The following is a 15,649-nucleotide window of genomic DNA, read 5'->3' as shown; positions in this document are numbered from 1 at the left end:
ATGACTTCCTAACCGAAAAATTGCAAAAACGCGGATGACACGATGATGCCATCCGCGTTTTATGTAAGTTATTTCAGGAAGTCTGGCTTCAGAAGAACAGTTGCTTTTCCAGCCAATAGACGGCGATGCCTGCCAGATAACCGGCAAGTGCCAGCCAGGAGATGCGACGCAGGTACCAGCCGAAGGTAATCTTTTCCAATCCCATCACCACGACACCCGCTGCACTTCCGATGATGAGGATGCTGCCACCCACACCGGCACAGTAGGCAAGGAGTTGCCAGAACGTACCGTCCTGCACAAAGTTCAGCAGGGCAGGGTCAGTCACCGTGGCGGGAGCAATCTCATACATGCCCATGCAACCTGCCACCAAGGGGACATTGTCCACAATCGACGACACAATGCCTATGATGCCGGTCACCAGGTAGGCGTTATTGTCCGACGCCTCTTCCAGCCAACGTCCGAACTCGCTCAACACACCGATTTCGCTCAACACTGCCACCGTCATCAGGATGCCCAGGAAGAAAAGAAGGGTAGCAAGGTCTATGCGACACAGCAGGTTGCCCATACGCTGCATGCACGAACCTTCCACATTGGGCTTGCGTGCATAGAAGAATTCTGTCGTCAGCCACAGGATGCCGAGCACCAGCAGGATACCCATGAACGGAGGAAGCCCCGTCAGCGTACGGAAGACAGGGACCATCACCAGTCCGCCGACACCCAACCAGAACACCCACTGACGTTCCTTGGCTGAGAAATCATAAGAGGGACAGGCTGACGGGTCGTCTGCCACCGGACGAAGTTCGCCCTTCAGCTGACCCTGAATGAGCAGCAGGGGAACAATGACCGAAATGACCGAAGGCAGGAACACCTCGGCTATGACACCGAGCGTACTCACATTACCTTTAATCCAAAGCATGATGGTGGTCACATCGCCAATGGGAGAAAAGGCGCCTCCGCTGTTGGCGGCAAGGATAATCATCGCGGCATAGACCATGCGGTCCTTGGGGTCGTCGACGAGCTTGCGAAGCACCATGACCATCACGATGCTGGTCGTGAGATTGTCCAAGAGGGCGGACAGGAAGAAGGTCATGATGACAATGCGCCACAACAGAGCACGCTTGCTCCGCGTGCCGAGGCGGTCACGGACGAAGTTGAAGCCTCCGTTGGCATCCACGGTCTCCACAATGGTCATGGCGCCCATGAGGAAGAAAATAATCTCACAGGTGTCGCCCAGATGGCGCAGCAACAGGTGCTCGTTGGCAAAAGCACGGGCTCTGTCGAGCAGACTTCCCTCTGCGCCCGATGCCGAGAAAGCAGCAAACTCATCCGCATAGAAACGAGGGACATAGACGTCACAGAAAGACATGTAGAGGACCCAGCACACAACACTCATCACAAGCGCCACGGCGGCTTTGTTCACTTTCAAGCCATGTTCCAGCGCAATGCAGGCATAGCCCGCAACGAAGAGAAGAACAATTACAGCAGTCATTAGGTAGTATTAAAGAGTGAAACTAAAATTTGGACGTGCAAAAGAGCTTAAATAATCCGAGGTTTCCAAATAAACTGCCAAGAAAGAAAGGAGAAAAGATTCAAGATAGAAAGTCCAGGTTCTTAAAAGAAGTGTTACCTTTGTCACTGACATCTTTACCTGACACTTTGAGAGCCATGAAACAGACCTGTTTTCTCCTTATACTGGGCGTGGTTGCGCTCATTTTCATCCAATGCACGCCTCCGGAATTCATGGAAGAACCGGAGGAAGCATCACCGACGGAAGATACCGGCTGGCATGCAGTCATTGAGGAAGCAACAGCCTATGACACGCTCTCATGGCAGGGAGAGACTGGAAAATTCCGTCTGACGGACAACGGGACTATCCGCCTCAACGACAGCCTCCGCACCGGGAGTGCCTGTCTCTACACTCCGCTCCGTACTCCCGACCGTACCGGATGGGTCATGCAGGTGAACTGCTCCTTCAACCCTTCCGCTCATAATCATGCACGCCTCTACCTGATGTCGACTTCCGCTGACCTGAACGGTCCGCTCAACGGCTATTTCCTCCAGATTGGCGGTGCAAAGGACTGCATCTATTTCTACTGTCAGACCGGAAAGAAAATACGCCTGCTCGCCCAAAGCGAAGCCTTCATGCGCGGAAACACCTCGCCGAAGGTCCGTCTCCACGTCCAACGCGACAGCCTGGGCTATTTTGACATCACCTACACCACTACAGAGTCCAGTGACAGACATACCCTCTGTTTCCTCCGCGACACCACTGTCACCTCGGCAGCCTATAGCGGCATCCTGTGCATCTATACACCGGGGAATAGCCGGAAGATGTCTTTCCCCACCTTCAAAATCCATCATCAGGTGACGGATACGCAGGAACTGAAGCCCGTCAAGTACGTACCGGGGAAATCGTAAATTCCTTTACGCCTTCCGTCACGGGACTGACGGGAGACGCTTCCGCCTTTGAAACAGTTTTGTAACATCCCTCCCCACCCGGCATCCTTTTGTCGGGATTATTGCTTTTTCCGGACCTTTCTTACCTCATATTCCGTGAAATGGCTTAATTTTGCCAATCTTGTTATAACTATTCTAATAAACACTACACAATGGCAACATCCCAATTCAAACACCGGGGACTCGATGACCGTCAGGTGGAAGAGAGCCGTGCCCAACACGGCAACAACCTCCTCACACCTCCGCCCCGCACCCCGATGTGGAAACTTTACCTGGAAAAATTCAACGACCCTATCATCCGCGTGCTGCTTGTAGCCGCCGTCTTCTCACTCATCATCTCATTCATCGAAGGAGAGTTTGCCGAGTCCATCGGCATCATCGTCGCCATCTTCCTGGCTACGGGTATCGGCTTCTACTTCGAGTATGATGCCGGCAAGAAGTTCGACCTGCTCAATGCCACCAACGAGGAGACGCTCGTCCGTGTCATCCGCAACGGAAGTGTACATGAAGTGCCCCGCAAGGACATCGTCGTGGGCGACATCGTCATGCTGGAAAACGGCGAAGAGATACCTGCCGACGGTGAACTGCTGGAGGCGACCTCGCTGCAGGTCAACGAGTCAAGCCTCACGGGTGAACCGATGGTGGAAAAGACCACCGACCCCGCCCACTTCGACAAGGAAGCAACCTACCCCTCCAACCATGTGATGCGCGGCACGACCGTTGTCGACGGACATGGCGTGATGCAGGTGCTCCACGTCGGCGATGCAACGGAAATTGGAAAGGTGGCACGTCAGGCAACGGAAGAGTCGAACGAGAAGACACCACTCAACATCCAGCTCGAACGGCTTGCCAACCTCATCGGGAAAGTCGGGTTCGTCGTTGCAGCACTCGCCTTCATCGGCTTTACCTGGCACGAGCTGCACAGTTACCTGGCTGCACACACCGTCAGCGGAACAACGGAATACCTGGAGATTGCCAAAATCGTCCTCCACAACTTCATGATGGCAGTGACCCTCATCGTGGTGACCGTCCCTGAAGGTCTGCCCATGAGCGTCACCCTCAGCCTGGCGCTGAACATGCGCCGCATGCTTGCCACCAACAACCTGGTGCGTAAGATGCATGCCTGCGAGACCATGGGTGCCGTGACGGTCATCTGCACCGACAAGACCGGTACACTGACGCAGAACCGCATGCAGGTCTACGAAACCAGGTTCGAAGTGCTCGACGGACAGAAACTCGACATGACTCAGGATGCCAGCCGACTGGTGGCTGAAGGCATTGCCGCCAACTCCACGGCTTACCTCGAAGAAGAGGGCGACAACGTGAAAGGGGTAGGCAATCCGACTGAAATTGCCCTCCTGCTGTGGATGCAGGCTCAGGGACAGGACTACCTCTCGCTGCGCCATGCCGCCAAGACTGTCGACCAGCTGCCGTTCTCCACTGAACGCAAGTTCATGGCTACGCTGGTTGATTCGGCGTTGGGCAAACGGATTCTCTACATAAAGGGGGCTCCTGAAATCGTGGCAAAAAAGTGTGCCCTCATCGCCACTCCCGACGGAACGGCACCGATGGCACAAGCACAGGCAGGCATCGACAAACAGCTCCTCGCCTACCAGAACATGGCGATGCGTACGCTGGGATTTGCCTACCGTGTGGTGGATGCCGGTGAACCGACCGACTGTGCCACCCTCGCTACAGGAGGAGCATTCATCTTCCTCGGCATCGTCGCCATCTCCGACCCCATCCGTCCGGATGTACCGGCTGCCGTGGGTCAATGCCAGGATGCAGGCATCCGTGTGAAAATCGTGACGGGAGACACACCGGGAACAGCAACCGAGATAGCTCGTCAGATCGGTCTGTGGAAACCGGAAGACACGGAACGCAACCGTATCACGGGTACCGACTTCGCAGCCCTGAGCGACGAAGAGGCACTGGACCGTGTGATGGACCTGAAAATCATGTCGCGTGCAAGACCGACGGACAAGCAACGTCTCGTCCAGCTGCTCCAACAGAAAGGGGCTGTCGTGGCAGTAACCGGCGACGGCACCAACGATGCCCCGGCTCTGAACCACGCCCAGGTGGGATTGAGCATGGGTACGGGAACCTCGGTAGCAAAGGAGGCGAGCGACATCACCCTGCTCGACGACTCCTTCCGCAGCATCGGGACTGCCGTGATGTGGGGACGTTCGCTGTACAAGAACATCCAACGCTTCATCGCCTTCCAGCTCACCATCAACCTCATTGCCATGTTCATCGTGCTTGCCGGAAGCTTCATGGGCGACGTCATTCCGCTCACTGTGACGCAGATGTTGTGGGTAAACCTCATCATGGACACCTTCGCAGCTCTGGCACTGGCATCCATCCCGCCCAGTGCGGACGTGATGAAAGAGCAGCCGCGCAAGCAGAGCGACTTCATCATCAACCGGGGCATGTACCATAATATTATAGGTACGGGCATCGCCTTTATCCTCATCCTCCTGGGTCTGTACTACTGGCTGGGCATGGATGGTGACATGAGTATCCACGACTTGACAATCTTCTTCACGGTGTTCGTCCTGCTGCAATTCTGGAATCTGTTCAACGCCCGTGTATTCGGCACGACACACTCCGCCCTCGGTCACTTGGGCAAGTCCTACGTGCTGGTAGGTGTGGCTGCCATCATCCTCATCGGGCAGTTCATCATCGTGCAGTTCGGTGGCGAAGTGTTCCGCACCGTTCCGCTTGACCTGAAGACCTGGGGCATCCTGCTAGCCGCCACCTCCCCGGTGCTGTGGATTGGCGAACTGCTTCGTCTGTGCCAGAAGAAGAGATAAAATGCTTCCGGAGAATTTGCCGGAAAGCATTATGAAACAAGAGCAAGGCTGTGTGCCGGTTCTGATGAACCGATGGCACACAGCCTTGCTCTTGAATACAAACCTCTCAAGCCAACACCCCTTCCTCTCTCACTTACTCCTTCTTCTGTGGGTCTGTGAGTTGGATAGACTTCCCGGCTTTCATGTATTCCTGAATCGTCTGATTCGCCTTCTCCATTTCTGCAACAAAGGAATCATAATCTGCTGCCGGAATATCTTGCTTGACAGCTTCCTCCTTGCTGATTGTCAGTTTATAACAATGATTGATACTGTCCAGCAACACATACTGCCCCAGCTTAAAGATACTGCGACGGGCTTCTTTCTCAGCAGGAGAAAGATGCTGATACTCGTCCAACGATAACTTTAGGAAGTTCACCTCGGTGGTCTGTTGCTGTTCATCAGCAGCTGTGAGTGCTTCTTTGGTCTGGTCACTGTGGCATGCCACAAACAGAAGTACGCCCGACGTACACAACATGGATAGTAGTTTTTTCATACGATAAATTTTTAAGGTGAGACTTGTATTATTAACTCGTTATTTTTGTCAACGCGAATGTGGCTTGAGAAAGTTGGAGCAACACAACCTGCTCCTGGGAATATCAACAGCACGAATCGAAGTTTCGATTGCAAGTATAAGTATAATAAGAAGTTATTCCAAGCACCATACACATGTTATAGAGCATAAATTCATCCCGGTCACTAGACCTCATCCTTGTTTTTTCACAGACAACATGTCCTTCAGTTGCAAAATATCAAATTGTCAAAGTGTCAAACGAATCGCTCCACAGTGCCCTTCTTTGGGTCCAAATGCGAGGCTGTGCACAAAAAATGAAATCTCAGGCGATTCGCAAAATACAGTTTGCTGCCGTATCCGTCCGTCTGCCGTCAAGAATATCACCAAATCACCTTGCAGGCATCCGAAAGAAAGACGAATGGGAAATAAACCGTTCCATTTCACACATCCAAATTGAACGCTTCCGAGAACAAACCAGAGGTGAATATTCCTAAAACAGAGTTTCAAATTCGTAAATCAAGTGTTTTAACCTCCGAACATTTGACTTCAACGGATGAAACAATATTGTTTCACTCGTCAAACAATATTGTTTGACGCACCAAACACAAGTGTTTGACCTCCCAAACAATATTGTTTCGCGGTATAATTATTCATTTTTGCTCTCTATTCTACATATCCATGCAATCTGTTTCGCATGAATATTCCTAAAAAAGCCTACTTTACCCGATTTCTCAAAAGTATGCGTTAGCTGAAAAGAGGATTCTCGGGAAATCTGTCAAGGAAAAAGGAGGAATTGCTTTCAACATGCAAACAAGCAAAACACACAGAGATGTGCCGTACACTCCTCTTTATGTAGTCCGGACAATCCGTCATGAGATGGCTGCCCAGTTGACATTGGTCTTGCGAAGGGCACGGAGTTGGGACCACAGCACGGCATTCTCGGGGCGGTTCTCGGCAGGGTCAGCGTCAATCACTCCCTGTGCGATTTCACGGACGAACTGCAACAGCTGGCCGTCGCGGGCAATGTCGGCAATCTTCAGGTCGAAGGCGATACCGCTCTGCTGTGTTCCCTCCAGGTCACCGGGACCGCGAAGCTTCAGGTCTGCTTCAGCTATCTCGAAGCCGTCGTTGGAGTTGACCATGATTTCGATGCGTTTGCGCGTCTCCTCCGTCAGCTTGTAACCCGTCACGAGGATGCAATAGGACTGGTCGGCTCCCCGACCGACACGTCCGCGCAACTGATGCAACTGCGAGAGTCCGAAGCGTTCGGCATTCTCGATGACCATCACCGAGGCATTGGGCACATTCACACCGACCTCGATGACCGTTGTCGCCACCATGATTTGCGTCTCACCGGTGACGAAGCGTTGCATCTCGGCATCCTTGTCGGCGGGTTTCATCTTGCCGTGCACCTTGCTGACCTTGTATTCCGGGAACTCGGCGCAGATGTGTTCATAGCCCTCTTCGAGGTTCTTGATGTCCATCTTCTCGCTTTCCTGTATGAGCGGATAGACGATGTACACCTGACGTCCCTCTTCTATCTGACTGCGGATGGAGGCATAGAGGCTTGCCCGTCGGTTGTCAAACTGATGGATGGTGCGGATGGGTTTGCGTCCGGGAGGCAGCTCGTCGATAACGGACACATCCAGGTCGCCATAGAGCGTCATGGCAAGCGTACGCGGAATGGGGGTCGCCGTCATCACGAGCACGTGAGGCGGACGGGTGTTCTTCCCCCATAGCTTGGCACGTTGCGCCACGCCGAAGCGATGCTGTTCGTCGATGACCACCATCCCCAGCGAAGCGAAGTTGACCGTGTCCTCCAGCACGGCATGCGTACCTATTAATATATGCACCTCGCCCAGCGTCACCCCTTTCAGGATGGCTTCACGTTTCTTTCCCTTCACCGAGCCCGTCAGCAGCTCTACACGGATGGGCATGTCTCCCAAAAACTGACGGATGGTCTCGCAGTGCTGCGAAGCCAGAATTTCCGTGGGTGCCATCAGGCAGGTCTGGTAACCATTGTCCAGGGCAATGAGCATGCTCATCAGTGCCACAAGGGTCTTTCCACTGCCGACATCGCCTTGCAGCAGGCGGTTCATCTGACGTCCGCTGCCCATGTCGCGGCGTATCTCCTTGATGACGCGCTTCTGTGCTCCGGTCAGTTCGAAGGGCAGGTGCCGGCTGTAGAAGGTGTTGAATGCCTCTCCTACCCGACTGAAGACAAAGCCGTGGTACTTCTGTATCCGGTCCTTCGCGTAACGCAGGATGCCCAGTTGCACGTAGAACAGTTCTTCAAACTTCAGGCGGTATTGGGCACGCCGGAGCAACTCGGGAGTACGGGGGAAATGGATGTTGCGGAGAGACTCGTCGAGTGACATGAGGTGATGCTTCTCCACCATCCAGGCAGGCAACGTCTCGGGCAGAGGTTCCTTCAGGAGGGCAAAGAGATTGGTGGTGAGCTTTTCGAGGGCGTGGGAGTTCAGTCCGCCCCGCTTCATGCGTTCCGTGGTGTTGTAGTAGGGCTGCATCCCCATGTTCGACAACACCAGTCCCTCGGCAGGGTCGATGTCGGGATGGGCCACATTGATGCGCCCGTTGAAGACGGTCGGCTTCCCGAAGACGATGTATTCCGTGTGTACCTTGTAACGCCCCAGGAGGTACTTGATGCCTTGGAACCACACGAGGTCCACCACACCCGTCCCGTCGGAGAAGTGAGCCACCAACCGACGCTGACGCCCTTCGCCGAAGGTCTCGAAGCTGAGGATTTCTCCTTTCAACTGGATATAAGGCATGTTGCCGTCAATCTCATGGATGTAATAGAGACGGCTGCGGTCGACGTATTTATAAGGAAAATAGTAGAGCAGGTCGTGCAGGGAATGGAGGGACAGCTCCTTGTTGAGGACAGCTGCCCGCTGAGGGCCTACGCCCGGCAAATACATGATATCACGCGAAGTTAAATCGAACATCCCGTCAAGGCTTCTGCTACTCGAATGTCAAATGGAGTGGTTATCTTAATATTCTCACGGTTGCCCGGCACCAATGCGACGGACACACCCATTGCTTCCACGACGGAAGCATCGTCTGTAAATCTCTCGGAGTAAGGTTGGCGGTAGGCACGCTTCAACAGTGCGGTACGGAACACCTGGGGAGTCTGCACCAGCTTGTAGTCGGCACGGTTGACCGTCACGCTGCCTTCGGGTGTCACCCGACGCACCGTCTCCACGACATCGGTCACGGGGACAACGGCACCACGCAAGTCCGCCTCACGGAAACAAGCCTCAATGACTTCACGTGCCACAAAGGGACGCACCCCGTCGTGCACGGCAACCAGTCCGTCATCACCGGCCAACGCCAGTCCGTTCCGTACCGAATGAAAGCGGGTCGCTCCGCCATCTGCTACCCGATGAGGCACGGCAAAGCCCTGGTCATGGCACAGCCTGTCCCAGTATGCCTGCTGGTCGACGGGCAGTACCACAATCAGGTCCATTGCAGCATCATAGGCATGAAAAGCCTCCAGGGTACGCATTAGCACAGGCTTTCCCCCGATGGGGAGAAACTGTTTGGGGACCTCGGTCCCCATGCGCAACCCCTTGCCTCCAGCCACTATGATTGCATACTTCTTCATGCGAGCAACATTCCGGCTTTTACTTCGTCCGCTTTAGCCTTGCCTGCGAGCTTGGTCACGATGGCAAAGCCGAAGTCGAAGGCAGCTCCCGGTCCTTTACCAGTAATGAAGTTGCCGTCCTGCTCGACCATGGCACCGGTGGCATGTGCCCCTTCCATGTATTTCTCGAAGCCGGGATAGCACGTGGCGTTCTTGCCTTTCAGCAAGCCCAACTGTCCGTAGACCATCGGAGCAGCACAGATGGCAGCCAGCGGACGTTCAGCCGCACAGAATCCGAGGAGGACCTTGCGCAGTCCCTCATGGGCAGCCAGATTGGTTGCACCGGGCAGTCCACCGGGAAGTACCAGCATTTCGGCATCCTGGCAGATGGCCTCCGCATCAAACAGCATGTCGGCCTTGATATTCACTCCGTGTGAACTGGTCACGGTTTCTTGTCCCGTCACCGAAACAGTCTTGATGGACAGTCCGGCGCGGCGAACGATGTCGACCACTGACAAGGCTTCCACTTCTTCGAAGCCTTCAGCCAAAAACAAATAAATAGTTCCCATAGCTATCTCAATTTAAAATAGTAAGTGATTGTACCGGTCTGGTTGTTCACACCGTCGGTGACATTGAAGCGGGCTTTGCGTGCCGCCTCTTCAGCTGCACGCCGCAAAGCGGTGCTCACCGTATTGGTGCGTTTGTTGATGCTGGTGCTGATGACTCTTCCGGAGGGATTGACCACAATGGTTACCACGACACGTCCCTCATCCTGCACGTTGTACACGGGGATGGGAAGTGAACCGGTCAGCGAACGTCCGTTCAGGTCCCAGCTGCCCACACCGCCGACACCGGTCGACTTGCCGGTATTGCTGTTCCCCGTCGAACTTCCCTGGACACCACTCCCTGTCGTACCCGTACCACGGTTGCCCATGCTGGAACCTTTGCCGAAAGCTCCGGCAATCTTCTTGGCAGCTTCTTCGGCTGCAGCCTTTTCAGCGGCGGCACGTTTCTCGGCAGCAATCTGTTCAGGCGTCTTCGTGGGTTGTTTGGGTTGCTCCGGTTGCTTCTTGGGCGGAGTCTTCACCTCGGTCTTGGGTTTGACAGGCTTTTTCTGCGGTTTCATGGCTACCGTTTCTTCCAGGTCCTGGGTCAGCATCTCCTGTTCGGAAGGTGTTTCCACGGAAGGGTCTGCCGGTGCCGTCTCCGGTTGCAGCTCGTCGAGCACATCCACTTCGGTCAGGGTGTAAGGGTCGGCATCTCCTTGCGAAAGCTCGGCACTCCCCAGCATCACGGGCACACCGCTCTCCTCCTCCGGTGTCGCAGCGTGCAAGGTCACGACAAACAGGATGAGCAGGATGATGAGGTGGACCACCACCGTACCTATGATTCCTTGTAGACGATTGTTCTTCATTGGCTATTTCTCGGGCGGACGTGTGGCCAGCACCATTTTATATTGGTTCTCGTTTGCGATATTGAGCACCCGCACGATTTCCCCGTAAGGCACGGACTCATCGGCGTAGAGTGCCACATACATTTCCGGCTCACGCTCGGCACACTCTTTCAGGAAGCCGGGCAGCTCGTCGAGGGTGACAGGCATCTCCGCCTCATTGCCGAAGCCTGCATAATAGTTCAGTTCCTTGTCGATGATGACCCTCGTGAGGGGTTTCGCCGACGTCTGTTGTTTGCCTTGCGGCAAGAGCACCTTGATGGCATTGGGCGACACCATCGTCGACGTGATCATGAAGAAGATCAGCAACAGGAAGATGATGTCGGTCATTGACGCCATGCTGAAGGTCGCCGCAATGCGTGTTTTACGTTTCAGTGCCATAGGCCGTCATTCTTTAACGGGTTCATTGAGCAGGTCCATGAAGGCGAGTGTCTTTGCCTCCAGCTTGTTTACCACGGTATCGACCTTCGCCACCAGGTAGTTGTAGGCGAACAGGGCGGGAATACCCACAATCAGGCCACCGACCGTCGTAATCATGGCTTCATAGATACCGCTTGACAACAGGGTGATGTCGATGTTGTTCCCGGCATTCGCCATGTCCCAGAAGGCAGTCACCATACCTGTCACGGTTCCCAGGAAGCCCAACATCGGTGCCCCTCCTGCCACCGTAGCGATGACCGGCAGGCGACGTTCCAGCAAGCCTACTTCGATGTTTCCGGCATTCTCGATGGCAGCCTGCACATCGGCTACCGGACGTCCGATACGCATGATGCCCTTCTCAATCATCCGGGCGGCCGGCGTATTGGTCATGCGGCAATAGTTGATGGCAGACTTCAACTCTCCGCTTTGGATATAGTCGCGCATGCGTTCTATAAAGAGAGGGTCTTCCTTTTCCGCCTTGCGGATAACCGCCCAACGTTCGAAGAAGACGTAGACGCACAACACCGACAGGGCAGCCAGGACAATCATGATCCAGCCACCCTTCAGCGCCATGTCCCAGAGATTCATCTCCGGTTCGGCAACCGTCACAGGGGTCAACACGGGGTTATCAGAACTCACAGCCGAAGCCACCCCTTGGGCAGCCTGTGCCAAAACAAGTGCTAAATTCATGAGCGCAAGCATTTTTTATATTCTTCTATGGTTGTTTTCAATCCCAGATAAAGGGCGTCGCAAATCAGTGCATGACCGATGGACACCTCGTCGAGCCAAGGAATCTGTGCATGGAAGTAAGCCAGGTTCTCCAGACTCAGGTCGTGCCCCGCATTTAGTCCCAGTCCCAGCGAACGTGCCCGGCGTGCAGCTTCCACAAAGGGAGCTACTGCCTGTTCACGGTCTTTCGGATAGAGCGACGCATAAGGCTCGGTGTAAAGTTCCACCCGGTCGGTTCCTGCCTTTGCCGCATAGTCGAGCATCTCGAGTTCCGTCCCGACAAAGACAGACGTACGGATGCCGGCTTTGCTGAAGGTATCGAGGACATCGGTCAGGAACGAAAGGTTAGTCTTCGTATCCCACCCGGCATTCGACGTCAGCTGATCGGGCTTGTCAGGGACCAGGGTCACCTGGGTCGGTTTGGCACGCAGGACCAGGTCGATGAACTCCTTGCTCGGATATCCTTCTATGTTGAATTCAGTACGGAGCACTCCACGCAAGTCAAACACATCGGTGCGGCGGATATGCCGCTCATCGGGACGCGGATGTACCGTGATGCCGTCGGCACCAAACGACTCGCAATCCAACGCCACTTTTACTACATCAGGATTATTGCCTCCCCGGGCATTGCGCAGGGTGGCAACTTTGTTGATGTTTACACTCAACTTTGTCATTGTATCAATAGTCTATTCTAAAAAAAGTGTATCTTTGCAACCAAATTATTGCAAAAGTAATAGTTTCTGCTGAAAAGACTTCTTTTGCATCGGAAAGATAAGCCGCAGGTTTGGAGTTTTTAACCCATAAGGGAGTTCGTGTCAAAATAAATTTGAAGTCCCCACACAAATAAACCCAACAAAACAGAAAATCGACTTATGAGATTCGTCCTCTTCGGAAATACATACCAGACTAAAAAAGCCTCGCACATCGAGAGACTGCTGAACACGTTGCGACGTCTGGACTGCAACCTGTTCATCGACGCTTCCTTCTATCACTTCGTTAAACAGGAACTGGGCCTCCCCTTCGAGCCGGATGGTATCTTCGAGAACGGAGATTTCCAGGCGGACCTTGCCATCAGCATGGGTGGAGACGGCACGTTTCTGAAAGCGGCAAGCCGCATCGGCAACAAGGATATACCCATCGTGGGCATCAACACCGGACGCCTCGGTTTCCTCGCGGACATCATGCCCGAAGAGATTGAATCTGCCTTCGAGCGCATCGTGCAGGGAGACTTCCATGTAGAGGAGCGCAAACTGCTCCAGATCAGTAGTCAGCCGGACAAGCTGAAGGGTTATCCCTTTGCCCTGAACGAAGTTTCGGTTCTGAAACGCGACAGCTCGTCGATGATAAGCATCCACACCAGTGTCAACGGACAGTTCCTCACCACCTATCAAGCCGACGGACTGATTGTGGCTACGCCCACCGGGTCGACCGCCTACTCGCTGAGTGTGGGAGGTCCCATCATGGTGCCGCAATCGGGCATCCTCTCACTGACCCCTGTCGCACCGCACAGCCTCAACATGCGTCCCGTCGTCATCCGCGACGACTGCGAAATCACCCTCGACATCGAAAGCCGCAGCCATAACTTCCTAGTGTCGGTAGACGGACGGAGCGAAAGCATGCACGAAGGCACCCGGCTCACCCTGCGCCGCGCCCCCTACACCATCAAGCTGGTGCAGCAGAAGGGGCACTCCTTCTTCACCACCCTGCGTGAGAAAATGATGTGGGGAGCGGACCGCCGCTGACAAAAATGACACTTAAATGTACATTTGACAGACAGATGTGAACATCGGAAACGTTTTTTCATTACTTTCGCAACCGTATGTTCCAACGGACAACAGGTACCTGTGGAACTTAACTCAATTAAATATATCAAGTTGTATGAAAAGTGGTTTTTTAAAAGACTTTAAAGACTTTGCCTTGAAAGGTAATGTCGTGGACATGGCAGTCGGTGTCATCATCGGCGGTGCCTTTGGTAAGATTGTTTCTTCATTGGTGGCTGACGTCATCATGCCGCCCATCGGACTGCTCACCGGTGGTGTAAAATTCACGGAACTGAAATGGGTGCTCAAACCAGCAGAAATCGTGGATGGTGTGGAGCAGGCTGCTGCCGTCACACTCAACTACGGCAACTTCCTCCAGACCCTGTTCGACTTTATCATCATTGCCTTCTCCATCTTTATCATGATCCGCTTGATGATGAAGCTGAAGCGTAAACAGGAAGAAGCTCCCGCCGCACCTGCTGCTCCTCCTGCTCCTTCCAAGGAAGAGACCTTGCTGACCGAAATCAGAGATTTACTGAAAGAACAGAACAAGAAATAAGCTTGTCCTTCAGTCATAGCGTAACCCATAGAAAAGCCCGTTGCACGGCGTTGTGTCCTCTTCCTGCCGACACACACCGACTGCAACGTGCTTTCTTTATTCACTGACGGGAACGCAAGCCCGGAACAAAGTATCATTTCAATATGTAGAAGCAACTGCTGCTAAGGAAGTTCCGCACATGAGGAATAAACTTTTACCTGCCGCACGAAAAAACACAGCCACTGTCTGCCGGATAACTCGTAATGACGGAATGAAACGACCGTTTCCACATCACCATTAGCGGAGTAGTTTAGCCCGCCCCATAATCCACGAGCAGTGTAGCTTGTCAGCCACCCGGGCTATGGCTATTGAGCCCAAAAGAGCCAATAAAGTCACACAACCGGCATGACAAAGCCCACTTTTGTCAAACTGGAATATGGGCAATAAGAATTTGCCTGCCATCGTGAAAACAGGATGAAAGATATAGATGGGCAGCGTGTTCCTGCCAATATAAAGTAAGGCTAATCTGAAACGGCCTGTTATGACCGTGGAGAGTTGGGCTGTCAACGAAAAGAAACAGAAAACCAGTATCAGCACTGACACATTGAGCAAATCCTTGGGATAAACATATAGAAAGAGTGTGAACGGGACGCAAGCCATCCAACTTCTGGGGCAAACCTTGTCGAAATCATGCACCAAGAGACGTATCGTTACCCCACACACAAAATAAAAAGCTGTATCCCAAGGCAAAGCAGGGGTAAGTCGAGATACGATGAATAAGGTTGCCAACAGTGCAAATAACTCTCCGACCTTTGCGGTATCCTCTTTTCCTGCATTACTTTTCCATAAACGGACCTTTAGTCCATCTGCACATTTGAAGACGATGTAATACAGCGTACTACAAATAATTATCACCCTGAAGAACCAATAGGGACCGATGGAACGGATGAAGAGAATGCGAAAGGTGGTTTCCCAACTCAATTCCGTTATGCCATCCCTAACGGGCAGATACAGAGACAGCACCATATAGCCTATGACCATTATGGCATATGGGAGAGCCATCTGGAGAAGGTATACTCCAAATTGTCGTGGCGTTTTCCTGATATTCACCAAATAGCCGGTGATAATCAGGAATGCAGGCATGAAAAAGGAAAATATCCTCGCCTTCACTTCGGGATACAGTGTGCCGAAGTTCACGATATGCACCAAAATGACCATCACTATCAATAGGGCGCGCTGAAAGTCTATGACATCATTATAGACCGGCTTTTTCATACACAAAACTTCTATGATTACGATGTTGCAAACATACACAAATTAGACAGGAA

Annotated in this window: 14 protein-coding genes; 4 read left to right on the top strand and 10 right to left on the bottom strand. The window is 53.2% G+C overall.

Annotation, left to right across the window (positions count from 1 at the left end; all coding sequences use genetic code 11):
- Positions 1-88: 88 nt before the first annotated feature.
- Complete coding sequence (nhaD, locus tag M3087_RS12900; protein WP_249096363.1) at positions 89-1,489, bottom strand: sodium:proton antiporter NhaD; 1,401 nt, start codon at positions 1,487-1,489, stop codon at positions 89-91.
- Between the two features lie 176 nt (positions 1,490-1,665).
- On the opposite strand from nhaD, the gene M3087_RS12895 reads away from it, so the two are divergent.
- Both M3087_RS12895 and M3087_RS12890 read left to right on the top strand, forming a co-directional pair.
- Complete coding sequence (locus M3087_RS12895; protein WP_249096361.1) at positions 1,666-2,418, top strand: hypothetical protein; 753 nt, start codon at positions 1,666-1,668, stop codon at positions 2,416-2,418.
- Between the two features lie 191 nt (positions 2,419-2,609).
- Positions 2,610-5,270: a calcium-translocating P-type ATPase, PMCA-type gene (locus M3087_RS12890; protein WP_249096360.1), complete on the top strand. Its 2,661-nt coding sequence runs from the start codon at positions 2,610-2,612 to the stop codon at positions 5,268-5,270.
- Between the two features lie 133 nt (positions 5,271-5,403).
- Here the strand turns inward: M3087_RS12890 and M3087_RS12885 are convergent, their stop codons facing one another.
- The 8 genes from M3087_RS12885 to M3087_RS12850 form a co-directional block, all read right to left on the bottom strand.
- Positions 5,404-5,802: a hypothetical protein gene (locus M3087_RS12885; protein WP_249096343.1), complete on the bottom strand. Its 399-nt coding sequence runs from the start codon at positions 5,800-5,802 to the stop codon at positions 5,404-5,406.
- 887 nt (positions 5,803-6,689) lie between these two features.
- Positions 6,690-8,786, bottom strand: a complete 2,097-nt coding sequence (recG, locus tag M3087_RS12880; RefSeq protein ID WP_249096341.1) for an ATP-dependent DNA helicase RecG — start codon at positions 8,784-8,786, stop codon at positions 6,690-6,692.
- Positions 8,774-9,445 carry a 2-C-methyl-D-erythritol 4-phosphate cytidylyltransferase gene (locus tag M3087_RS12875; RefSeq protein WP_249096339.1) on the bottom strand — a complete coding sequence of 224 codons (672 nt, stop codon included), beginning with the start codon at positions 9,443-9,445 and terminating at the stop codon, positions 8,774-8,776. Before M3087_RS12875 ends, recG begins: the two co-directional genes overlap by 13 nt.
- Positions 9,442-9,993 (bottom strand): DJ-1 family glyoxalase III, encoded by a 552-nt coding sequence (locus M3087_RS12870; RefSeq protein WP_022383645.1) that lies wholly within the window; start codon positions 9,991-9,993, stop codon positions 9,442-9,444. The genes M3087_RS12875 and M3087_RS12870 overlap by 4 nt, the downstream gene beginning before the upstream one ends.
- 2 nt (positions 9,994-9,995) lie before the next feature.
- Complete coding sequence (locus tag M3087_RS12865; RefSeq protein WP_249096337.1) at positions 9,996-10,838, bottom strand: TonB family protein; 843 nt, start codon at positions 10,836-10,838, stop codon at positions 9,996-9,998.
- A 3-nt stretch (positions 10,839-10,841) separates the two neighbouring features.
- Positions 10,842-11,255 carry an ExbD/TolR family protein gene (locus M3087_RS12860; RefSeq protein ID WP_022383647.1) on the bottom strand — a complete coding sequence of 138 codons (414 nt, stop codon included), beginning with the start codon at positions 11,253-11,255 and terminating at the stop codon, positions 10,842-10,844.
- Positions 11,256-11,261: 6 nt separating this feature from the next.
- Positions 11,262-11,984 (bottom strand): MotA/TolQ/ExbB proton channel family protein, encoded by a 723-nt coding sequence (locus M3087_RS12855; RefSeq protein WP_106625739.1) that lies wholly within the window; start codon positions 11,982-11,984, stop codon positions 11,262-11,264.
- Positions 11,981-12,697, bottom strand: a complete 717-nt coding sequence (locus M3087_RS12850) for a pyridoxine 5'-phosphate synthase (RefSeq protein ID WP_106484436.1) — start codon at positions 12,695-12,697, stop codon at positions 11,981-11,983. Before M3087_RS12850 ends, M3087_RS12855 begins: the two co-directional genes overlap by 4 nt.
- 198 nt (positions 12,698-12,895) lie before the next feature.
- Between M3087_RS12850 and M3087_RS12845 the strand changes: the two genes are divergently transcribed.
- A complete protein-coding gene (locus M3087_RS12845; protein WP_106484435.1) occupies positions 12,896-13,765 on the top strand; it encodes an NAD kinase in 870 nt (289 codons plus the stop codon).
- A gap of 136 nt (positions 13,766-13,901) precedes the next feature.
- Complete coding sequence (gene mscL, locus M3087_RS12840) at positions 13,902-14,342, top strand: large-conductance mechanosensitive channel protein MscL (RefSeq protein ID WP_022383651.1); 441 nt, start codon at positions 13,902-13,904, stop codon at positions 14,340-14,342.
- A 276-nt stretch (positions 14,343-14,618) separates the two neighbouring features.
- On the opposite strand, the gene M3087_RS12835 is transcribed toward mscL, so the two are convergent.
- Positions 14,619-15,596 (bottom strand): acyltransferase family protein, encoded by a 978-nt coding sequence (locus M3087_RS12835; protein ID WP_249096336.1) that lies wholly within the window; start codon positions 15,594-15,596, stop codon positions 14,619-14,621.
- Between the last annotated feature and the right edge of the window lie 53 nt (positions 15,597-15,649).

It is taken from the genome of Mediterranea sp. ET5 (assembly GCF_023337025.1).
Taxonomy (GTDB): Bacteria; Bacteroidota; Bacteroidia; order Bacteroidales; family Bacteroidaceae; genus Phocaeicola_A.
The sequence above is the reverse complement of the archived record's forward strand: the minus strand, read 5'-3'. Positions and strand labels throughout refer to the sequence as shown.